General features: G+C 70.3%; 18 protein-coding genes. 9 read left to right on the top strand and 9 right to left on the bottom strand.

The features are described 5' to 3' along the window. Nucleotides 1–868 precede the first annotated feature (868 nt). Complete coding sequence (locus WME98_RS06865) at nucleotides 869–2,785, bottom strand: HEAT repeat domain-containing protein (RefSeq protein ID WP_437950559.1); 1,917 nt, start codon at nucleotides 2,783–2,785, stop codon at nucleotides 869–871. A 188-nt stretch (nucleotides 2,786–2,973) separates the two neighbouring features. Between WME98_RS06865 and WME98_RS06860 the strand changes: the two genes are divergently transcribed. The 5 genes from WME98_RS06860 (at nucleotide 2,974) to WME98_RS06840 (ending at nucleotide 8,414) form a co-directional block, all read left to right on the top strand. Next, nucleotides 2,974–3,936 carry an XdhC family protein gene (locus tag WME98_RS06860; RefSeq protein ID WP_437950558.1) on the top strand — a complete coding sequence of 321 codons (963 nt, stop codon included), beginning with the start codon at nucleotides 2,974–2,976 and terminating at the stop codon, nucleotides 3,934–3,936. After that, nucleotides 3,933–4,571 (top strand): nucleotidyltransferase family protein, encoded by a 639-nt coding sequence (locus WME98_RS06855; protein ID WP_437950557.1) that lies wholly within the window; start codon nucleotides 3,933–3,935, stop codon nucleotides 4,569–4,571. The genes WME98_RS06860 and WME98_RS06855 overlap by 4 nt, the downstream gene beginning before the upstream one ends. A gap of 122 nt (nucleotides 4,572–4,693) precedes the next feature. Further along, nucleotides 4,694–7,009 carry a xanthine dehydrogenase family protein molybdopterin-binding subunit gene (locus WME98_RS06850; RefSeq protein WP_437950556.1) on the top strand — a complete coding sequence of 772 codons (2,316 nt, stop codon included), beginning with the start codon at nucleotides 4,694–4,696 and terminating at the stop codon, nucleotides 7,007–7,009. Next, nucleotides 7,006–7,488 (top strand): (2Fe-2S)-binding protein, encoded by a 483-nt coding sequence (locus WME98_RS06845; RefSeq protein WP_129578334.1) that lies wholly within the window; start codon nucleotides 7,006–7,008, stop codon nucleotides 7,486–7,488. The genes WME98_RS06850 and WME98_RS06845 overlap by 4 nt, the downstream gene beginning before the upstream one ends. Continuing rightward, entirely contained in the window at nucleotides 7,485–8,414 is a 930-nt protein-coding gene (locus WME98_RS06840) for an FAD binding domain-containing protein (protein WP_437950555.1), read from the top strand. Before WME98_RS06845 ends, WME98_RS06840 begins: the two co-directional genes overlap by 4 nt. On the opposite strand, the gene WME98_RS06835 is transcribed toward WME98_RS06840, so the two are convergent. After that, nucleotides 8,415–8,618 carry a hypothetical protein gene (locus WME98_RS06835; RefSeq protein ID WP_437950554.1) on the bottom strand — a complete coding sequence of 68 codons (204 nt, stop codon included), beginning with the start codon at nucleotides 8,616–8,618 and terminating at the stop codon, nucleotides 8,415–8,417. Nucleotides 8,619–9,354: 736 nt separating this feature from the next. On the opposite strand from WME98_RS06835, the gene WME98_RS06830 reads away from it, so the two are divergent. Then, the gene (locus WME98_RS06830; protein WP_437950553.1) at nucleotides 9,355–10,032 is read left to right on the top strand and encodes a hypothetical protein; all 678 of its coding nucleotides are present in this window, start codon (nucleotides 9,355–9,357) and stop codon (nucleotides 10,030–10,032) included. A gap of 11 nt (nucleotides 10,033–10,043) precedes the next feature. After that, nucleotides 10,044–10,691, top strand: a complete 648-nt coding sequence (locus WME98_RS06825; RefSeq protein WP_437950552.1) for a hypothetical protein — start codon at nucleotides 10,044–10,046, stop codon at nucleotides 10,689–10,691. 10 nt (nucleotides 10,692–10,701) lie between these two features. Here WME98_RS06825 and WME98_RS06820 read toward each other — a convergent pair whose 3' ends face one another. Then, on the bottom strand, nucleotides 10,702–11,580 hold the full coding sequence (locus WME98_RS06820; RefSeq protein WP_437606092.1) for a hypothetical protein: 879 nt from the start codon (nucleotides 11,578–11,580) through the stop codon (nucleotides 10,702–10,704). A 2-nt stretch (nucleotides 11,581–11,582) separates the two neighbouring features. Then, a complete protein-coding gene (locus WME98_RS06815) occupies nucleotides 11,583–12,107 on the bottom strand; it encodes a hypothetical protein (protein ID WP_437950551.1) in 525 nt (174 codons plus the stop codon). A 1,101-nt stretch (nucleotides 12,108–13,208) separates the two neighbouring features. Between WME98_RS06815 and WME98_RS06810 the strand changes: the two genes are divergently transcribed. Then, nucleotides 13,209–14,075: a hypothetical protein gene (locus WME98_RS06810; RefSeq protein WP_437950550.1), complete on the top strand. Its 867-nt coding sequence runs from the start codon at nucleotides 13,209–13,211 to the stop codon at nucleotides 14,073–14,075. A gap of 279 nt (nucleotides 14,076–14,354) precedes the next feature. Here the strand turns inward: WME98_RS06810 and WME98_RS06805 are convergent, their stop codons facing one another. The 4 genes from WME98_RS06805 to WME98_RS06790 all read right to left on the bottom strand — a co-directional run bounded on the left by WME98_RS06805 (nucleotide 14,355) and on the right by WME98_RS06790 (nucleotide 19,140). Next, nucleotides 14,355–15,440 carry a hypothetical protein gene (locus WME98_RS06805; RefSeq protein WP_437950549.1) on the bottom strand — a complete coding sequence of 362 codons (1,086 nt, stop codon included), beginning with the start codon at nucleotides 15,438–15,440 and terminating at the stop codon, nucleotides 14,355–14,357. Between the two features lie 189 nt (nucleotides 15,441–15,629). Further along, complete coding sequence (locus WME98_RS06800; protein ID WP_437950548.1) at nucleotides 15,630–17,135, bottom strand: hypothetical protein; 1,506 nt, start codon at nucleotides 17,133–17,135, stop codon at nucleotides 15,630–15,632. A gap of 138 nt (nucleotides 17,136–17,273) precedes the next feature. Then, complete coding sequence (locus tag WME98_RS06795) at nucleotides 17,274–18,029, bottom strand: hypothetical protein (protein WP_437950547.1); 756 nt, start codon at nucleotides 18,027–18,029, stop codon at nucleotides 17,274–17,276. Nucleotides 18,030–18,138: 109 nt separating this feature from the next. Continuing rightward, entirely contained in the window at nucleotides 18,139–19,140 is a 1,002-nt protein-coding gene (locus WME98_RS06790) for a restriction endonuclease (protein WP_434047587.1), read from the bottom strand. 313 nt (nucleotides 19,141–19,453) lie between these two features. Here WME98_RS06790 and WME98_RS06785 point away from each other — a divergent pair, with 313 nt between their 5' ends. After that, a complete protein-coding gene (locus WME98_RS06785) occupies nucleotides 19,454–19,834 on the top strand; it encodes a phage integrase N-terminal SAM-like domain-containing protein (protein ID WP_437950546.1) in 381 nt (126 codons plus the stop codon). A 364-nt stretch (nucleotides 19,835–20,198) separates the two neighbouring features. On the opposite strand, the gene WME98_RS06780 is transcribed toward WME98_RS06785, so the two are convergent. Further along, the gene (locus tag WME98_RS06780) at nucleotides 20,199–20,405 is read right to left on the bottom strand and encodes a helix-turn-helix domain-containing protein (protein ID WP_237244354.1); all 207 of its coding nucleotides are present in this window, start codon (nucleotides 20,403–20,405) and stop codon (nucleotides 20,199–20,201) included. Between the last annotated feature and the right edge of the window lie 117 nt (nucleotides 20,406–20,522).

Raw genomic sequence — 20,522 nt, 5'->3', positions numbered from 1 at the left:
GTACCAAGCCGCGCCGGCGCCGAGGCCGGGCGCCGCCGCTGTCCCCAGGGCGGCCGCAGCCGCGCCGGCCGCTCCCGCAGCGCGGGGCCCCGCGCCGGTCGCGCGGGGGCGGCTCCCGGGCATGGGGGCGGTCCCGCTGACCCAGTCGTTCGGCGACGACGGCGAAGGCGAGGAGCACGTGACGCTCATGCGGGAGGGGTCGCTCGACGCCCGCGGAGCGGCTGGGCCGGCCGCGGCGACGCCCTCGCGCCTCGGAGGGACGGCGTCCGTCGCGCACCGCGTGGGCGGCGTTGGGAGGCCCGGAGCGAGCGCGGGGTCGCCGGCCGGAGGCCCTCGCGAGGCGTCGGCGCTCGGGGTGCCCGGCGCGGCGCTGTCCGGGCGCGAGCGTCCGGGCGCGGAGCTCGGCGCGCCGGCCAGGCCGCAGCCTCGGGGCGGCGACATGCCCTTCCTCGGCGATCTCGACGACGACATCCACGACGAGCCCACGCTGGACGCGCCCACGGTCGTCGATGACGACGACGACGATGACGACGTCCCGACGCGGACGCGGGAGGCGCCCCAGGGCACGTCCGACGCGCCGCTCCAGGTCGTGACGGCGCCCCTCGGAGCGGCTCCCCCCGGAGCGGCGCTCGCCGATGCGACGGCGAAGGGCCGCCCCGCTGGAGCGCCGCTCGATCGCGCGCCGGGGTCGCCGCTCGCCCCTGCGCCCGCGAGCGCCGACGCCGGTGGGCTCCGCGAGCCGAGCGCCGCTGCCGCCCGTGCGGCGGGCCCGCCGCAGCCAGCGTCGCCGGCCCCGCAGAAAGCCTTCCCCGCGCAGCCGAGCGCCGCGCCGGCGCAGCTGGGCTCAGGCGCGCCGTCGCAGCAGGGCTCAGCCGCGCCGGCGCCGGCGCCCTTCGGCAAGCTCGACGACGCCATGCTCACCGACGCGCCGCCCGACCGCTCGGGGCGGCTCGGGATGATCATCGCGGTGATCGTGGCGCTGCTCCTGGCGGCGGGGGCGATGCTGTTCGCCGCGCAGCTCGGCCTGCTCGGGGCCGCGCCCGGCGCGCCCGGGCCGCGGGGGGTCCAGCCGGTCCCCGCGCCGGCCGTCGCCTCGGCCGCGGCTCGCCTGCGGCCGGGCCTCTGCCTTGTGGAAGCTCTGGATCTGCGCGTCGAAGCCGCCCATGTCCACGCGCTGCAGCGCCTCGGGCCGGAGGCCTGAGCGGCGCGCGGTCGCCTCGGTCCGCTCGGGGAACGGCGAGATCCACACCAGCCTCCCGCCGGGCGCGAGCGCGCGCGCGGCGCCCTCGACGAAGCGCTCGAGCTGGGCCTCGAGATCCCCCGTGCGCTCGACGCGCCGCCCGAGGGGCGGGTTCGTCAGGATCAGCGTGGGGGCGTCGCCCGGGGGTGGCGCGCCGTGCGCGTCGCGCTGGAGGAGCTCCGCGCCGCGCGCGCCCACGGCGTCGAGGTTCTCCCGCGCGACCGCGAGCGCCCGAGGATCGCGATCCGAGCCCACGAGCCGCCGGTACGGCCCGAGCAGGGCGCGCTCGCAGAGCTCCAGGCCCGAGCCGACGAACGGATCCCAGACGACGTCGTCGGCGCGCGCCCCCGCGATGCGCGCGAGCGCCGCCGCGATCGTCGGGTGCGACGCCGCGGGCACGTCGCCCCGGCGGTACGCGAACCGCGGGTCGGGCAGGCGCGGGGCGAGCTCGACCCGGGCGCGGCCGGCGCCCTCGTAGACGACCACGTCCCACGTGCTCTGGGTCGGATCGTTCACGAGCTCCGGCGCCTCGGCCTCCACCGCCGCCGCGGCGCGGAACACCGCGGCCCGGCGCTTGCCGCCGCCGGCCCAGTCGATGCGGTAGCGGACCGCGCCGTTCGTGAAGCGGCCCAGGATCTCGCGCGACTCCCGCGAGAGCAGCCGCTCGGCGACGGCCGCGGCGAGATCGGCGCCCGGCTCGAGCTTCCGCAGCGGCAGCGGCAGCGCGAACGACAGCATCGTGCGGGCCCCGAACAGCGTGTCGAGGCGGCCGCTCAGCATCACCTCGACGCGCGTGCCGCCGCACGGATCGCTCCGGAGCTCGGGGACGAGCGCCCCGCCCGGAGAGCCCCGGTCGAGCGCCGCGAGCTCCTCGGCGAGGATCGCCTCGAGCCCGCGCCGGCAGCGCACCGCCACGCGCACCGGGCGCTCCGGCGCGCGATCGCCGGCGATCTCCGACGGCTCGCCGCGCGTGAGGGTCCTCCTGGCCAGGAGCTCGGCGCGCGCGCGCACGCCGGCGGTGTCGTCGTCGCCGCCGAGCTCGGCCAGCACGTCGAGCGCGGCGCCGCCGCCGACCTTGCCGAGCGCGTCGATCAGCGCGCGGCGGACGTCGGGCGATCGCTCGCCGCGCGCCGCCTCGGCGAGCGCCTGCTCGACGAGCGGCCGATCGACGTCCGCCGCGGGCGGCTTGCCGAGCGCCACCGCGGCCATCCGGCGCGTGCGGCGGTCGTCGTCGCGGAGGCGCGCGACCAGGTAGTCGCGCGCCCGCCCGGCGATCTCGGGCTCGATCGGCGCGGCGGCCATCAGCTTGCCGACGAGCCGGGTGAGCGGAGCGCGCAGCGACGGCGGCGCGGCGGCGGCGCGATCGAGCGCGGCGGGCAGCGCGGCCGCGCCGGCGCGCCGCAGCGCCCGCTCGGCCAGCTCGGCGGGCTCGCCGGCCGCCTCGAGCAGCGCGATGAGGGCGGCGAAGTGGCGGCGCCCCGGGGTGAACCCCGGGTCCGACAGGGCGCGCTGGAGGTCGGGGTCGGGCGTGGCGGGGGAGCTCATGGGGTCTCGGATCTCCACGTTTTCATTGAGGATCTCGCCGTCCGTCGCCGGGCGGGATCCGGGGGGCGCCTGCGCCGCTCGCCGCGCGGGCCCGACTTTCGCGACAAGCGCGGCGTTCCGGCAAGCTCTTTCGGCGCGGGCGCTCTCGGCGCTCTCGTTTTCGGTCCCCGGGTCGCTAGAGTTCCACCATGCCGGATCTGAGCCAGGTCATCCCGCGGACGGCGCTGCCGCACGACGTGCTGCGCGCGGCGCTCGGCGCGCTGGAGGCGGGGCGGCGGGTGGTGCTCGCCTCGGTGGTGGCGCGGCACGGGTCGGCGCCGTCGACGCCGGGGCAGAAGCTCTGCCTGTTCGAGGATCTCACCGCGATCGGCACGATCGGGGGCGGCGCCGTCGAGCGGGCGGCGCTCGGGATCATGGGGCGCGCGCTCGACGAGCTCGCCACCACCCCCAAGCTCGAGACCTTCCGGCTGGGCCCGAGCCTCGGCATGTGCTGCGGCGGCTCGGTCGACGTCCTCATCGAGCCGATGCTGCCCGCGGTGCACGTCGTCGTGATCGGCGCCGGGCACGTGGGCGCGTTCGCGGCGCCGCTCCTCGCGTCGCTGGGCTTCCGGGTCACCCTCTGCGACGCGCGCGCCGCCGCCGCCGACCCCGCCCGCGTGCTGCCGTCCGCGCCGCTCGCCGGCGTGCCGCCGCCGCACGACGGCGCGCAGCAGGGGCCCATGCCGGCGCTCGCGGAGCAGGTGCGGCTCGTGCTCGCCGATCACGACGACCCCGAGGTGACGGCGAGCCTGCCGGGGGATCTCGGCGAGGCGGCGGCGCTCGTGATGACGCACGATCACGGGCTCGACCAGGAGGCGATCGCGTGGGCGCTCGCGCGCGGCTTCGGCTACGTCGGCGGGGTCGGGAGCCGGGCGAAGGCGGCGCGCACGCGCGCGCGGCTCGAGGCGAAGGGGGTGGCGGAGCGCGACGTCGCGCGGGTCAGGATGCCGGTCGGGCTCGACATCGGGGCGCGCTCGCCGGCCGAGATCAGCGTCGCGCTCGCCGCGGAGCTCATCGCCTGGCGCTCCGGGCGGCAGCGCGCGCGGTGGTCGTCCGCGCCGTCCGCGTCGCCCGTCGCGGTCGCGCCGGCAGGGGAGGAGCAGGCTCGATGAAGACCGTGATCACGATCGTGCTCGCCGCGGGCGCGGGCAAGCGGCTCGGAGGGCCCAAGGCGCTGCTCGCCTGGCCCGCGGCGGAGAAGGGCGGGGCCGAGCGGCCGCTGGCGATCGCGCACGCGGAGGCGCGCCTCGCGGCCGAGAGCGCGCGGGTGCTCGTGGTGGTGCGCACCTCCGTCTTCCACGCGCTGCTCGCCCACGTGCGGCCGGGCATCGACCTTGTCTCGTGGACCGCCCGGGACGACCTCGGCCCGGCGGGCTCGCTGGCCGTCGCCGCGCCGCGCATCGGCGATGCGGACGCCGTCGTCGTGACGCCGGTCGACGTGCCCCCCGCGAGCGCCGCGACGGTGGGGCGGCTGCTCGCCCGGCTCGACGCGGGCGCGCCGTCCGCGGCGGCGCCGCTCGCGGTGCGGCCGCGGCACCTCGGCCGCGGCGGCCACCCGGTGGTGCTGCGCGCCGAGGCGCTGCATCGCTACCTCGAGGCGGATCCACCGCCGCTCCGGGATCACCTGAGGGCGCTCGGCGACCGGTGCGTGGACGAGGAGGTGGACGATCCGGGGGTGCTGCACGACCTGAACGTCCCGGTCGACGTGCTCCGCGTGCTCGGGGGGCCGCCGCGCTTCTTGGCCTGACGGACGCCGGCGCGGCGGCGCTGCGGCGCTCGCCGACGTCGCGCGCCGGGCGCGGGGGCGCGCGGCGCCGGGTCGACGTCGCCCGGGGGACCGGGCTATCGTCGGTGAGGAGGAGCAGAAGAATGGCGACGAGCCCTCCAGCCTCAGCGAGCGCCGTGGGGATCAGCGTGCCCCGCGCCGACGGCCCCCCCAAGGTCACGGGGGCGTCGCGCTACGTCGACGACATCCCGGCGATGCCGGGCGAGATCTTCGGGCGCACGGTGCGGAGCCCGGTGCCGCGCGGGATCCTCCGCGGGGTGCGGTTCGACCCCGCGTTCGACTGGAGCGACGTCACGGTGGTGCTCGCCGAGGACGTCCCGGTCAACGTGGTCGCGCTGATCCTGGACGATCAGCCGATCCTCGGGACGGGGAAGGTGAACCACGCCTACGAGCCGATCGTCCTGCTCGGCTGCGCGGACCGGCTGAAGCTCGCGCGGGCGGTCCAGGCCGTCGCGCTCGACATCGATCCGCTGCCGCCGGTGCTCGACATGCGCGCGTCGCTCGAGCGCGAGGAGATCATCTGGGGCGCCGACAACGTCATCAAGCGGTACCTCATCACGAAGGGGCGCCCCGACGCCGAGCGGGAGCGCGGCGAGGCCGCCATCGACGCGGCGCTCGCGCGCTGCGAGGTGGTCGTCACCGGCACGTACGCCTCGCACCACCAGGAGCAGCTCTACATCGAGCCGCAGGGGGTCATCGCCTGGTGGGACGAGGCGGGCGCGCACGCGACCGGCTCGATCCAGTGCCCGTTCTACGTGCACAAGGCGTTCCTGAAGGCGTTCGGGCTCCCGCCCGACCGGATCCACATCACCCAGTCGGTGACCGGGGGCGGCTTCGGCGGCAAGGAGGAGTACCCGTCGATCATCGCGCTCCACGCGGCGCTCCTCGCGAAGAAGAGCGGCCGGCCGGTGCGGATGATCTACGACCGGACCGAGGACATCGAGGCGACGACGAAGCGGCACCCGGCGTCGTGCGAGATCACGAGCGGCTGCGATCGGGACGGCACGCTCCGCGCGCTGAAGGTCCGGATCCTCATGGATGGCGGCGCGTACGCGACGCTGTCGCAGGTGGTCCTGTCGCGCGGCGCCCTCCACGCCTCGGGCGCGTACCGCTGGGACGACGTGTGGATCGAGGCGACCGCCGTCGCGACGAACACGCCGCCGAACGGCGCCTTCCGCGGCTTCGGCGCGCCGCAGACGATCTGGGCGATCGAGCGGCACCTCGACCGCGTCGCGCGGGAGCTCGGCCGCGATCCGCTCGACCTGAAGGCGAAGAACGTGCTGCGCCCCGGCGACTCGACCGCGACGGGGCAGGTGCTCCACGCGAGCGTGGCGGGCGAGGAGTGCATCGCGAAGGCGATCGAGGCGAGCGGTTACCAGCAGAAGCGCGCGTCCGGCCCGGTCGTGCGCGGGCGCGTGGCGCGCGGGATCGGGCTCTCCGTGTTCATGCACGGCGCGGGGTTCACCGGGTCGGGCGAGCGCTACTACAAGGGCAAGGTCGCGCTGGATCTCGCGCCCGGCGGGCGCCTCCGCATCCGGACGGCGTCGACGGACATCGGCCAGGGGACGGAGACCGTGTTCCGGCAGATCGCCGCGGACGCGGCGGGGCTGCCGCTCGACCGGGTCGAGTTTGCGGTGCCGTGCACGACGACGGTGCCCGACTCGGGCCCCACGGTGGCGTCGCGCACCGTCATGGTGGTCGGGTCGATCCTCGAGGCCGCGGCGCGCGAGCTCTCGGGCCGCGTGCGCGCGGAGCAGGAGGCGGCGCGGCAGCGCGCCGCGGCGGAGGGGCGCGCGGGCGCGGCGGCGCCGAGCTTCGAGGAGGCGGCCGACCTGCTGCTCGCCCGCGAGGGGCAGGTGACGTCGCTGAAGCAGTACGAGCCGCCGGGCTACGTGCGCTGGGACGACGAGGCCTACAAGGGAGACGCGTACCCGTGCTTCGGCTGGGCGTGCGACGTGGCCGAGGTCGAGGTGGACCTCGACACCTTCGAGGTGACGGTCGTCGACTTCTGGTCGGCCGCCGACGTGGGCAAGGCGATCCACCCGGTGATGTGCAAGGGGCAGATCGAGGGCGGCAGCCTCCAGGCGATCGGCTGGGCGCTCTCCGAGGAGATCGTCTGGCAGGGCGGCAAGATCAGGAACCCGCGGATGACCAACTACATCATCCCGACGTCGCTCGACGCGCCGCCGTTCCACGTCGACCTCGTCGAGGCGCCGTTCCCGTTCGGTCCGGGCGGCGGTGCCAAGGGCATCGGCGAGATGCCGATGGACGGCGGCGCGCCCGCGATCGCCGCGGCGGTCGAGCACGCGACGGGGATCGCCGCGTGGGCGCTGCCGCTCACGCCGGAGCGCCTGTTCGAGGCGGCGCGCGGCGCCGCGGGGGGAGGGGAGCGCGCATGAAGGTATCGCTCGTCGTGAACGGCTCGCCGCGCGAGGTCGACCTGCCGCCGCTCTCGCGGCTGCTCGACGCGCTCCGGGGGCCGCTCGGGCTCACGGGCACGAAGGAGGGGTGCGCGGAGGGCGAGTGCGGCGCGTGCACGGTGCTGATCGACGGCGATCCCGTGAACGCGTGCCTCGTCGCGATCGGGCAGTGCGAGGGGCGGCGCGTGACGACGGTCGAGGGCCTCGGGGCCGCCGGGCACCTGTCGCCGCTGCAGCGCTGCTTCATCGAGGAGGGCGGCGCGCAGTGCGGGATCTGCACGCCCGGCATGCTCATCTCCGCCGAGGCGCTGCTCGCGCGGAACCCGGATCCGTCGGAGCTCGAGGTGCGCGAGGCGCTCGCGGGCAACCTCTGCCGCTGCACCGGTTACCAGCGGATCGTCGAGAGCGTCCGCGCCGCGGCGGCGCTCCGCCGCGGCGGGGGAGGGGAGGCGCCGTGAGCATCGCGGATCTCGGGCTGTTCGAGATGCGGCGCGTCTCGGGGCTGGGCGCCCTGTGCGAGCTCGTGGCGGAGCAGGCCGCGCGCGGCGCGGCGGTCGCGCTCCTGGCCGGCGGCACCGACTGGGTCGTCGAGCAGGAGCTCCGGCCGCCGCTCGGCGCGCCGGCCCCAGGCGGCGCCGGCCTGGCGGCGCCGCCGCTCGTCGTCGACGTGTCCCGGCTCTCGGACCTGCGCGGCATCTCGATCCACGCCGGCACGCACGGCGACACGCTCCGGGTGGGCGCCGCGACGACGTACCTCGAGATGCGCCGGAGCGACGCGATCGTGGAGCGGGCGCCGCTCCTCGCGCGGATGAGCCGCGACGTGGGCGCGGTGCAGATCCAGGCGCGCGGCACGCTCGGCGGCAACCTGGCCACGGCGTCGCCGGCGGCCGACGGCGTCGCCGCGCTCGCCGCCTACGACGCGACCGTCGTGGTGCAGAGCGTCCGGGGCGAGCGGCGCATCCCGATGAGCGCCCTGCAGACGGGCTACAAGCGCACGTCGCGCGCGCCGGACGAGGTGATCGTGGCCGTGGAGATCGCGCTGCCGGAGCGCGGATCGCCCTGGTACTGGCGGAAGGTCGGCGCGCGCCGGGCGCAGGCGATCTCGAAGGTCGCGCTCGCGGGGGTGGCCGAGGTGCGCTCCGGGCGGCTCGCGCGGCTCGGGCTGGGGATGGCGTCGGTCGCGCCCACGACGGCGCTCCTGCCGACCGTGCGCGCGCTGTGCGTCTCGCGCCCGCTCGGCGAGCTCACCGCGGCGGAGGTCGACGCCGCGGTGGCGCAGGACATCGCGCCCATCGACGACGTGCGCTCGACGCGGGCCTACCGGGAGCACTGCGCTCGCGGGGTGGTGCGAGAGCTCCTCCGGCAGCTCGGCGCGCCGGTCTGATCACTCCATCCCGTCGAGCTGCGCGGCCTCGGGCCGGCGGCTGCGCCCGCCAGACCGCGCCGGCCGCTCGCGCGACGGCGGCGCGGGCGGAGGATCCATGTCCACGTCGTCGCAGCGAGCGCACCGCCGCGGGGTGTCGGTGCCGGCCTGGAAGATGGTGACGCAGCCGCAGGCCTGACAGATCATGCCGATGTCGTATTTCATGAGCACTCCTCGACGACGAACGCTCCGGGGCGGCCCGAGCGGCGGGAGGATGCGCTGGATGGGCCACGCGCGCGCGACGGCGCTGCAACATCGCGCGGAAGGGTCGAAGCGTGGATGCCGGGGCTGCGGGGGTGTCCAGAACGAGCGAAGGGACGACCTCGACATGGCGGCCGGTTCGTTGCGGGCACCTGAGGCGCCGCGGAGGGATCCGAGCCGGGCGGGGCCAAGCCCGGGCGGGTGCGCCGAGCCGCGCGCCTGCGGGGGGCTGTGCGCGGCGGCGCGCGGGTGGGCGCTCGGCCATCCGCCGAGACGGGGGCCGGGGAGCTTGCGCATGCAACACCACCCGGCATGTCTCACTTCGGGCCATGCCTTCTGAGACGTCTCGTCGCGCGCTACACAAGGCGCGACTGAGCCGTAGAATCCCCTGAGAGCTTATGGCACCTCGTTCGGTGCTCGATCGCGCCCACCCGCGCGCCGCCGCGCACAGCCCCCCGCCGGCGCTCACGTCGCCTTGCGAGGAGGGCCGACATCGAGACGCCGAGCTGCAGGGCGCGCGGCCCTGAGGCTGTTTCGGAGCTCCGGACCCTCGACGGCGCGCGTGAGCGAGACGCGCTCGATTCGTATCGGCACCTGGGTGTACCCTCGTTTCCATGCCGGATCCGAGACCTCCTGCGAACTGCGACGAACTCATCGACGACGCGGGCCGGGCCGAGCTCGGGGGGCGGACGCGCGACTCATGATGGAGAGCGCCAAGAAGACGGGGCACGCCATTCGTGTTCTGGCGGCGACGGTTTTGCTCGTCCCTGCCTTTGGCTCCGGCGTGCTGGTCGGCAGATCGATCCTGGACCGGAGGCCACCGGCGACGGAGAACAGAGAGGAGCCTACTTCGGATCGCTCGACGCGGATAGACCGGAGAGAGCTCGCTGTATGTCAAGAAAAACTGGCAGGTCGTTCGGAGCCGCAAGCGATCGCCTCGGCCGCCGATGCTCCTCCGGGGGAAGGGCAACAAGACGCTCCCGAGAAAGCAGCCACCGTCGAGGAGCTCGAGGTGGAGCTGAAACGGTGCAGGAAGAGCGAAATCCTGGTCAACGCGGAGGTTTGCAGCGCCGCGGCTCGTCAGTTCAGGGCGCTGATGGCTTTACCGAAGGATGGGTTGATGTGCGGGCCGAAGTCTAGGTCTGCCGATCTCATCGAGCAGAACTTCGAGAGCTGCGCGGCGCTCTCGGACATTCCCGCGGATTTTCGCTTGGGCGACCTCACGAAGGAAGAGTCGAGCCTCGTCGCGGAAGCGATCCGGATTCGTGAGACGCTCACGGAAGAAGAGCTGCTCCGCAGCCTGAAAGAGTTCGTCTGGACGTGCACGGAGACGCCCCCGAAGCTCCCTCCGATGCCGAAGCAGGCACCGAAGCCTTAGGAGATTGACACATGAGCGAACGCCCCAAGAGCGCTGGCCTCGTAGTTCGTCTCCTTATCGCGGTGGCCGTGCTCGGCCTCGTCTTTGGTGGTGGCGTGCTGGTCGGCTGGGCGACGCGGGAGCGCAGACCTCCGGCCATGGAAAAGAGCGCGGCGTCGATCCCTGATGCTGAGGTGAAGCGGGAGCTCGCTGCGTGCCGACGCGCAGTGAAAGCGCGCGCGAGAGCCACAGCCATCCCGCCGGCCACGGCGACGGCTCCTCCGGGAGAAACGGACGACGCCGGGGTGGAGAAAGCCGCCGCCAAGGTCGAGGCACTGCAAAAAGAGGTAGAAGAATGCAGAGTCCGAGAGACCTTGTCCAATGCCTACGTTTGCGGCACCATTACAGATCACAGCAACCTGCTGTTCGTCTTGACATACAGCGCATCATGCGTGGACGAGGCGGGGGTTGGAGAGTTTCTCGTCAATAGTGTCGAAAAATGCACAAACTTCGACGACTTTTCAGCGCATCTGGACGAAGACGAGCTAACGCAAGAAGAAAAATTTAGAGTCGCACAGTCAGAGCAAAACCGCGCATTGAGGACAAGGGACGACTTGATACGTAATGTGCAAGAGACATTCCGCAGGTGCCGCAAAAGATTCGGACTGTCTCCCGAATGAACGAACGCGTTCATAACGTCATCTCCCAGACCGTCTGGGTGGGTGGGGCTTCGATGGGTGAACCGACCAGGTCGGAGGAAGACCAGGGCGTTTGCGTGTCGCGCGCGTGGTCGCTCCTCCCATCGTCCAGCTTGTCGAGCGCGAAGGTCAAGGCACCCCAGAGCCGCCACCGAACGGGTATCGGGCCGCCAGAGAACTCGATGGGTGAGCGGAGCTCTAATCCCATCGCGACTTTATGACCCCATATCGCCAGGTCGCTGCCCCGGACCGCGAGCGAGGGAACGGCGCTGACGACACCATTCTTGCCGCCGACCATGAACCCCAAGTTCGCTTGCGCGCGCTTGCCATGAAGAGCGTAGAACCGCACGCCGCCGAGATACGCAATCGACAGGGGAACGTCCGAGGGCTGCGGCATGATGGCCGCCGACGCCGCCCCCGTGAGCTGGATCAACGGCAGCGCGGTCTCCCAAAGGTTTATGTGACCCGCGGTGGCGGGTGCGCTGGTGATGACACCGCTCACGGGTTCGCTCGGCCTCTGCGAGCCCTGCCCCTTGGCGGTCATTTGCAGAAGCCACCCGCCGCGCCGGTTGTCGAAGACAGGGACCCCCACGCCAATGCTCGCTTCGCCGATCCCGAGAGGGAGCACGGGCATCCCGCCGGCGCAGGGAGAGTATCGTATCTGCCTGTACGAAAAGCGCGTCATGGCGAGGAGCGGAATTCCCGCCACGCGTTGTCTCACTTGGAACTGCCCAACGCCCCAGAACCCGTTGAAGGGCTCGGGGGCCGCGCAGGGGCCCGCGTGAGCGAACACCTTCGAGGGGCGGACAAAGGCGGAGACGACGATAATGACGGTCGCGAGGATGCGCGCAGGCAGGACCATCACTACCACCCTCACTCCTCGGGGATGAGCTCCACATCCTCCATGGGGTGCGCCGCTGGCTGTCCCCGCGGCGGGCAGACCAAGAAGCTCAATCTCGCATACACGGGCTGTCCATCGGGCCCGAACTCTTTGATGACGTCGGGGGGATTAACGACCGCGCAGTACCCCGACTCGAAGTAGGTAAAATCCTCAGTGCACCAATTCTGCTCCAGTAACATCAAATAAACGTACTCCGAATAAGCAGCGCTCTTTTTCCGGATTTCCTCGCACTGAGGACCATACCATCTTCTTCCGCGGAGGAGCGGATCTCTATTATAATTCCACCCCTGACAACATTCGAACAAGCACTCCGCGGGGATGCAGTTCTGATCGAACCAGTTCCCGACGACGGGCTGAGCTCTCTGCGGGTCATCGCCGAACGTGCAGCCCGCGAGGGCGAGCCCCGCGACAGCAGCGGCGATGACCATCGGTGCCGTTCGAACCGCCGTCCGGGTGTTCCAGGCAGGCACCCAGCTCCTCAATTCATGGCGCCTCATGTGAAAATCTCCTCGAGGGGACGGCACTCTGGAGCTTGGCGTGCGTCGCGAAGGGGCTCTCAACGCGTCCGACAAGCGCCGGCCACCCGAGGAAGGCCCCTCCCAGACATAAACTAATGGCTCGGCCGCCGCAACGTTTGCGGCAGATGTCGTCGAACTCCTCAACGACATCGCCGTCGCGGCCGGGGCACCTGTCGGGACGAGCTCGCGTCGCCGCGCGCAGGTGCGTCGGTCGCGACGCGCTGGGCAGCGGCGCTCTACGCCCCGCAGTCTGTGGAGCGCAGACGGACGCCGGGCACCACAGCCGCTGGCCCCAAGGATTTCGTCCAGATAGAATCGTGCATTGTTCGCCTTGCTGCACCCGATGGGGACTCTTCGCCGCCCCGCCCGGACAAACTCAAGAGCGCCGTCGTCGAGCGCCACGGCGACGCGATCCGGTTCCGCCCCACGCGGCTTCGGTGTCACGAGCGGCGGCCGGTACGGCGCCTCGGCGCTGACCGCTTCGCACGCCTGCGTCCACTCCGCCGTCGTGCGCACCGCTGCGCGTGACGCCCGCGCCGTGCCGCGCCGTGCCCAGCATCGGCCGGCGGGCTGCCAGCACCTCGCGGCTCCCTGCCAGCACCTCCCGGCGACTCCCCCAGCAGCCCCGGGATGCCTGCCAGCGTCCGCTGGTACGGCTCCTCGAACGTGCTGGTACGGCTCCTCGAACGTGCTGGTATGGCTCCTCGGACCTGCTGGTACGGCTCCTCGAACGTGCTGGTACGGCTCCTCGAACGTGCTGGTATGGCTCCTCGAACGTGCTGGTACGGCTCCTCGAACGTGCTGGTACGGCTCCTCGAATGTGCTGGTACGGCTCCTCGAACGTGCTGGTACGGCTCCTCGGACCTGCTGACACGATTCCCGGCCGTCTCGGCGGCGCTGGCCGCGCTCCCGGCCCGCTGGGCCCACGCGCCGGTGCGCTGGGGCGCCCCCCGGGCGCGCTGGCGCGGCGCCGCGGAGACGCAGTCGTGCTCTCCGGATCGCCGGAGCCCACGTGGGTCGCTGCGAGCTCTGCCGTCATGCTACGTCTGCCCGCTCGCCACCCCCACTGGAGGTAGGTTCATGGGAATCGAATTGTCGCAAGAGCAGCTCGCCGCCCTGAAGGAGACCCGCGCGGTCGCCACCCCCGCGGAGTTCCGGACCCTCCTCGATACCGCGCGCCCCGAGATGGACCGCATCGTCCGCGAGGTCATGGAGCCGAGCCAACCCATCTCGACCACCCTCACGGAGCTCCGGGACCTCTACCTGTCCGTCGTCCAGTACGAGGCGCCGCTCGCGAGCAAGGCCTACGGCCCCGAGCGCCGCGCGCTGCTCCGCGGCGCCATCCAGCTCCTCGACACGGCGAACCTCTGGTTCGGCGAGGGCAAGCGCACCGGCGCTTACCAGGTGCGGCCCGTCGACCAGGTGATCAAGGCGAGCCGGCCGTGGCGCGCGCGGCTCAAGGCGTTCGCCGACCAGGCGTTCGCGTTCGAGCCGGACGTCGCCGACCAGTTCGCCGACGTCAACACGAGCGGCACGCTCACCGAGGAGACCAGCGACCTCGCCATGCTGCTCCGGCTCGCTGAGCAGCACCAGACCCGCCTGTCGCCCGTCGGCCTCACCGAGGAGTTCCTGCGCGAAGGCAGCGCCTTGCTCGACGAGGTGAGCGGCCGCGACCTGCTCGGCATCCTCGGCCTGCGCAACCGGGAAGAGGCGATGGTGCTCCGCAACTCCATCGTGACCTATGCCACGCTGCTCGGGCACGAGGCGCGCGCCGCCGGCGTCAACGCCTGCTGGGACATCCCCGAGGGCAAGCGCCGCTTCAGCGCCGCCTCGTTCCGCAACGCCCTGCGGCGGCTCCGCCCGAAGCGCCGGGGCACCGCCGCCGCGCCGGACGAGCCGGCGCCGCCCGAGCCTCCGCCGGTCGAGCCGACAGGCGCGCCGGTCTGAAGCCGCGCCGGATCGAGAACGCGGCGCGCTAGCGCTGCGGACCCGCCGTAACCCCTCCGTCATTCCGGCAGGAGCGCCTCGCCCAGCCGGTCGCGCTCCGCCACCGCCGTCTCCTCGTCGCCCGTGGCGGGCGCGGGCCGAACGCCTCGCCAATCTGCTGTGGGGCGGGCTGCCGCGCGAAGCGCGGTTGCCCGAACCGGCAGCCGCATTGGCTTGTTCGGCGCCCGGTCAGGAAGAACGAATCACGCGACCACCACCGCGGCTTGCGTTCTCCCGTCGTCATCTCGAAGGGCTGCGCGTCTTTCGTCGGCGCGCGGGCTGCCGCCCCGATGCCGCCCCGAGGCGCTTCTGAATCGCCGCTTGCGTTTGGCGGGGCAGCGTCGCGAGGTACTCCTCCGACAACGCACGAAGCATCGCGTCCGGCAACGCGAGCACCGCCTGCGCCTCGGTGAGCCCGGCGAGGCGCTGCTCGGGGGCGAGCCCGGCGAGGCGCTGCTCCGGGGCGAGCCCCGCGAGGCGCTGCTCGGGCGCGTACGCCTGCAGCACCTGCTCGGGGGCGAGCCCCGCGAGGCGCTGCTCGGGCGGCAGCCGCGCAACGAGGCGTGCCAGCGCCTGCTCGAAGCTCTCGACGACCCGCTTTTCGTCCTTCATGTGCCGCTTCCTCTGCCCCGGGAGGGGGTGCCGAACTTGCTCGACATGCTCCAGGAGCGCCCAGAACACCGCGACCTCCGCCGGGGAGAGCGCCGGGATGCCGCCGGGGTCGGCGACCATCCCAGGGGTCACAGTGTACAGCAGATGCTCGCCCTCGCGAGCGTTGGCGGGCACCGTCTCCACCACCCGCAGCGGGAAGACACCGAGCCGCCCCTCGTGCGTGCCCGGCCCGGTCGGTGTGAGCGTGCAGCCGAGCGACATCAGCGCCTCGGTGAAGCGCGGGGTGAGGCTGGGCGCGAGCACGCGAAGGGCGACCGCGGCGGGAGCTTCGATCTCGGCGACCACGAGGTACTGGAGCGCATACGCGAGGAGCATGCGCGCGTCGTCGCGCTCGAGCTCGTCGGTCGGCCCCTTGAAGTGCACGAGCGTGTGCTCGGCCAGCTCGCCCACCACGCTCGTGAGCAGGCGCGGCCTGGGTGGGGCTCCGCGACGGCTGCGACGGAGGATGACGATGTCGACGCGGAGGGGCTCGCGGGCGAGCTGGAACTCCGAGATGCACTGGTACCAGCCCTCGGGGAGCACGTGCTCCAGGAGCGCGACGAGCACCGGGTGCCAGGCGGTGTAGACGCGAACACGCCGCTGTCGCTGCGAGGATCGAACCTTGCGCGTCGCCGCCGTGCGTATGCCCTTCGCCATCAGGAGCAGCGCTACCACGACCGTCGCCCGCCGGCGACTTCGTGGCGTGGCGCGGTGACATCGGCGACGACGTGCTTTGCCCCGCGGCGTTCCCGCCCCGCATGAGGTGTTGGGCGACAACAACCGTCGGCTATGCGCTCTGGCGCCGAACGATGACGGCTCTGCCGCCGCGCGAAGCGCGGCCGGCAGCAGCCGTGAGTTGGGCAGCTACTTGTTGTCGTCGCCGAGTTCCCACTTGTCGAAGAATCGATCGCGTGCAGCAACGAGAAAATCATTCTCTGCTTCCTCCGGCGGCGCATGGTGGGCCATCCAGTCGCCAACGTCCATCAGACGGGCCTCCTCGCCGACCCATCGCTTCGCCCAGAGGAGGTCGTACAGCGATGACGCCTTACTCCGCGCGACGAGACGTTCGAGCTCCCTTACAGACATCGCGTGCACAACATCGTCGCCCGCTTCCCCTCCAAAGTCGCGCTGAAGAATGGAGTTGACCCACGATGCCTCCTCCCAGAACACGGCAGCAAGTTCGACATTTTCCGGACGAGGCATGTTTTTGATGTGGGGGAGGTGGCTCTTAAACTGGCAGAGCTGCCGTTTGGCCGCATGAAGAGTCTCCTCCAAATCTCTCTTTACGCTATCAGAGTGGCCAAATGCCTTGGCTTTGGATCGAAGAAGCGACTTCTTGACTTCGACCACAACGGCGCGCTCTCCATCCAGAACCAACCAGTCCGGACTCAGGTATTTCTTGCCATTGATCGTGTACGAGAACTCCGGGCGGATCGTTGCTTCCGGAAAAACCTCACCAAGCAGCTTGCCCACATACTCCTGCGCCACGAATCCGAACTGTTCGTCGAAGGAGGGTCCGAACTTCTTCCGGCAGTCGAACAAGATACCGTGAGTAACGCGTTCAATGAGGAATTGGTAGCAAGGGACCAGAAAAACCGGTGTGTCCGTGGGCGGGGAGATGTCGGGTCTGATCAGAGGGTACAAGAACAGAGGGTTGAATCGGTATTTGGCCAACGCCGGACTGGGTGGCTCGAAGGCGTCGGCCCTGATCTGTGCGTACGTCGCCGAAAATCTATCGAGGAATGCAGCCTGTTGCTCGTGGCTGAAGAGACGAAGGACTGGGCGGGAACTATCGGCGGCCGGCGGCGGGTACGGATTAATGTAGCCCTGTCGCTTCGCCATACCAGCGAACGATTGACCGAAGAGTAGCAGCTGTTCGAGATTGAACCCCGTGGCTTCGGAGACCACGTCCGGAGGGAGTCGGCCACGGGGCCGAGCCGGCCAGATCTCCCCAAAGGCGACCAGGAACCGTGGAAGCGCGTACGGATCGTGGTGCTGGAAGGAGAACTGTGCCTGACCTTGGCGAATCAGATACTCGAGTACAGCATCGTTCTCGAGTCCCGCTTCGGTCATGTTGTGGTAGTCGTCAACGAGCGCTGCTAGCGATCTGTCGTTCAGGTGGCCAGAACCCTCGTCGGAGCACTCCAGGATGAAGAGAAGAGCAATATATGCGAGTGCAGTCGGGGGAATCGGGACGTCATGAATCACGACGAACCGGTCGCGTGCGGACGCGACCGCGGCATAAGCCTCGGCAATCGCTCGCAAGGAATCGCGCAAGTTCAGGCCACGGATTTGGGCACGAAGATCTGCTTCGGTCTTCGCAGGTCCATCACCATAAACTCGGAACTGCTTGCCCGCGATCGTCCTCATTATTCCAACCTCTGTTTACGAACCTGTCGCGCCCCTCGGCGAGGCAACCTTGCCTGGATGCTCATGGGTGCTCGGCTTGTCTGCCCAACGACTTGCGGGTGTGCCGCCGCGCGAAGCGCAGTCGGCACCAGCCGCATGTTAGCCCGCGTCGCCGTCCAGCGTGCTCTCGGCGGCCTGCCGTGCGACGTTTTTCAACGCAAGGACCCGAGGCGGCAGCTTTCCCTTGTCTGTCTCGTCGTCGATCCAGCAAACAAGGACATCGATGTCCTCAGCCTTGTGGTTGGAAGAAAAATCGGACGAGCGCATCTTCCACTCCGCCATCAGATATTGGTCGGTCGCTCGATCGATGAGGATCGCATCCGGTTTCGTTATCCCCTCGCTGATTGCACCGAGCTTCTGGAGGAGCGCTTTAGAGGCTCCGCAACAATATTGAAAGTCGGTAAACTCCTGGAGAACGCCGAAAGCTAGGTAGACGTCGGGCTCCGTCTCCGGCTCCCAGTGGTTCAAATTCTCCGGGCGAAATGCCTCCAGGTGTATATGCTTAAGCTTTTTTCGCTCGAAGACTGTTTCGTTCGCCGACGGCGTCGGAGCGGGCGGTACGCCGGCCCCAGTGTTAGAAGAGGGTGGGTAGACAACAAGCGTGTTCTTACTGGGGATTGTGTACTCGATACTCATGCCCGTCGAAAGGCCGAGCCTCTTGTACAGCTTCGCCATACCGCTCAACCCGCCTCGTGGGTTAAGTTTACCCTCGGCACTGAACTCCTTGTCGCCATCAAGCAAAACGGTCGCCTTCCCACCGGCTTCGAGAAGCTGTGTCTCCCAGGCGGACGCTTCGAGATAGAGGCTTCTTAGGGTTACATAGGACGGAGTGATTGTAGCAACAAACCGGGGCATGTGCTTTCTCCTATAGTCCGGCTAACGACTTGGCAATCACCCGCGGGGCACGGTGGCGAGCGGAGCGAGCCTCCGTGCGCCGTCGGGTGCATTGCCTTGTTGGGCTGCCCTACAGGGTGACAGCCGCATCCCAGCACCGCACAAGTTCCTTCAGAACGTCGCCAGACCGAACCGCTGCACGGATGTCCTGCCCGGTCACGGGAACGATGAGTGCCTCCTCTCTGCTCCCTCGCAGCATCTCTTTCGTGACCGTAGTGGTGAAGCCGTTCCACGAGATGAGAAAGCCGAGAGAGCACCGGCGTTTGCGATTCTCGAGCTTCTCGCGAAAGATCACAAACTCGTCCTTCCCGCACTTGGACGTCCAGTTCTTGCACTCCGCGAGCAGCAGCGCTGACTCGCGCCGGATTCGCGGCTCCGTTGCATCGTTCAGGATCGAGATATCGATCTCTTCCGTCGCCGTGCGCAATCTGCCGGTTACGTCGAATCCGGGGATCTGTTCAAAAAGCCGGCTGGCGAGTTCCTCAAGGCTGCGCCCCTTATCATCCGTGGACTTTGAGGTCTCAACCTTCTCGACGAGTTTGTCGAGAGGTTCCGAGCCCCAGCCAGAGAGGCGTGCCGCAACCTCTGCGATGCGCTTTCCGACCTCGTCGGCGGCGCGCTCTGCGACCTCCTCAACCTCATCAGAAATCTTACGAACCTTCTCGTACGCCTTGGCCGGGTTGCTCTCATCCGTGCGGATCTTGAACTGAAGGCGAATGTATGCGCCATCGTCGTCGTAGTCCGTCAACTCTACGTCTCCGCGGAGCCGGTGGCGGGTTTCGACGGCTCGACGAACGAGGTCGAGATACTGTTCCAATCCGAGCGGTGCGTACCAATACTTCCGGGTCCAGAGATGTTCAGCTTCCCCGCTCACACCGCCACCGTCTCGATAGAGCCGTCCGTTCCACTCCATGTGGTAGACGCCCTCTTTCATCGTCCCGATCTGGACGGATGCGCCTTCGGGGATGTCGTCGAGCGTAAGATCCTTGAGTACGGAGGCCGGAATGATGATCGGGTCCTCGTCCTCGGCTGCACTCGCGAGAGTTTCTCGGGCTTCTTCGACCTTCACCATCAACCTCTACAGGTTCACGCCAGGGTTCTGCATCGGACGATCAAGTTGCCAGCGAAGGCATCGTAACGGAAGCGCGGGCAGCCCAACGTCGCAATCAGTCGTGATGCGCGATATCTCTACGCATTTACATGTAGGCCGCGAGCCGTGGCACCCTATCTCCGTATTCCCGAGGATAAGTCGCGGTCCATCATGGCCTATCTCCGCAATCCCGCAGATAGGCCACGGCCTTCCGCAGCCTATCTGCGGGATTGCGGAGATAGGCCGCCGCTGCGTACCTACGTATTCCTGTTGCTAGGTCTCGGACGGCGACGGGGTGTCGTCGCGCAAGATTCGCGCCGACGGCTGGGTACCCATCCGCTTCTACAGCGGCAAGCTCCCACGGCAGATGGGCGCGGAAGAGGTCACGGCCTTCCTTGACGAGCTTGCGGTCGCACGCCGCCCCGCGGCATCCACGCAGAACCAAGCGCTGTGCGCGCTCCTCTTCCTTTACAAGCGGGTTCTCGACCTGCAGATACCCCGGCTCGAAGCGCTCGAACGGGCACGCCGGCCGGAGCACCTCCCCTCGGTCCTCTCGCGGCTCGACATCAGGACGATCCAGACGCTGCTCGGCCACAACGATGGGCGGACCACGATGATCGACACCCACATCATCGACCGCGGCCCTCTCGGCGTCATCAGCCCCCTTGGCCGCTGACCGCTGCGTCAGCGGGGAGCGCCTTGAGCTCCGACCCCACCCCGTCGTGCCGGCCCCACCCATCGTGAAAGGTAGCGTACCTGACGGCTGCCCCGCCTTGTCAAGGAGACCAACGCGTGTTCGTGCGGGCTCCACACCGGACGACTCGAGCTCGGCCGCGGCGTCCACGCCGCGCGCTCGCGATGGGCATCCCCCTCGCCGATCCCGTCATCGTCACGCCCACCGGGGCAGCTCCGTCCCGAAGCAGGCGAGCGGCCCAGGATCTGGGCGTCGGCGTGCCATGGGCGATGCTGCGCGCCACGCACGTGACGTGGGCGCCGCCTCGTTCCGCAGCGGCCTCGAAGCGCTTGCCCAACGTTCGGGATCACGGCTCGCGGAGTCGTGCCTTGCGTGGCCGGCCCCGCTTCACCGGCGGTAGCTCCCGCTGGCGGAACAGCACGCCGAGTCGGACGCCGAGCACGTCGGCCAGCCTCACAAGGACCGCCACCCCGACGTTGCTCTGGGCGTGCTCGACCTTTTGGAGGAAGCGGAGGGCGATCCCAGCCGCGTCGGCGAGCTCTTGCTGCGTCATGCCGCGCTTCTCGCGGATCCGGCGAACGTTAGCCCCAATGAAGCGGAGCACCTCCTCCAACCGCGCATCAGGCATGGCGAAGGAATCGGCGCTCGTCCGATCTGGAATACTGCCCCA

This window comes from Sorangium sp. So ce296 (genome assembly GCF_051529605.1).
GTDB classification, from domain to species: Bacteria; Myxococcota_A; Polyangia; order Polyangiales; family Polyangiaceae; genus Sorangium; species Sorangium cellulosum_D.
This window is presented reverse-complemented; position numbering and strand designations above follow the sequence as displayed.

Bases quoted from the DNA above. Each gene is read 5' to 3' on its own strand.
- WME98_RS06835 (WP_437950554.1), bottom strand. From the start codon at position 8,618: ATGAAATACGACATCGGCATGATCTGTCAGGCCTGCGGCTGCGTCACC.
- WME98_RS06815 (WP_437950551.1), bottom strand. From the start codon at position 12,107: ATGAGGCGCCATGAATTGAGGAGCTGGGTGCCTGCCTGGAACACCCGG.
- WME98_RS06860 (WP_437950558.1), top strand. From the start codon at position 2,974: ATGCCGGATCTGAGCCAGGTCATCCCGCGGACGGCGCTGCCGCACGAC.
- WME98_RS06850 (WP_437950556.1), top strand. From the start codon at position 4,694: ATGGCGACGAGCCCTCCAGCCTCAGCGAGCGCCGTGGGGATCAGCGTG.
- WME98_RS06810 (WP_437950550.1), top strand. From the start codon at position 13,209: ATGGGAATCGAATTGTCGCAAGAGCAGCTCGCCGCCCTGAAGGAGACC.
- WME98_RS06825 (WP_437950552.1), top strand. From the start codon at position 10,044: ATGAGCGAACGCCCCAAGAGCGCTGGCCTCGTAGTTCGTCTCCTTATC.
- WME98_RS06780 (WP_237244354.1), bottom strand. From the start codon at position 20,405: ATGACGCAGCAAGAGCTCGCCGACGCGGCTGGGATCGCCCTCCGCTTC.
- WME98_RS06800 (WP_437950548.1), bottom strand. From the start codon at position 17,135: ATGAGGACGATCGCGGGCAAGCAGTTCCGAGTTTATGGTGATGGACCT.
- WME98_RS06855 (WP_437950557.1), top strand. From the start codon at position 3,933: ATGAAGACCGTGATCACGATCGTGCTCGCCGCGGGCGCGGGCAAGCGG.
- WME98_RS06790 (WP_434047587.1), bottom strand. From the start codon at position 19,140: ATGGTGAAGGTCGAAGAAGCCCGAGAAACTCTCGCGAGTGCAGCCGAG.
- WME98_RS06830 (WP_437950553.1), top strand. From the start codon at position 9,355: ATGATGGAGAGCGCCAAGAAGACGGGGCACGCCATTCGTGTTCTGGCG.
- WME98_RS06845 (WP_129578334.1), top strand. From the start codon at position 7,006: ATGAAGGTATCGCTCGTCGTGAACGGCTCGCCGCGCGAGGTCGACCTG.
- WME98_RS06795 (WP_437950547.1), bottom strand. From the start codon at position 18,029: ATGCCCCGGTTTGTTGCTACAATCACTCCGTCCTATGTAACCCTAAGA.
- WME98_RS06865 (WP_437950559.1), bottom strand. From the start codon at position 2,785: ATGAGCTCCCCCGCCACGCCCGACCCCGACCTCCAGCGCGCCCTGTCG.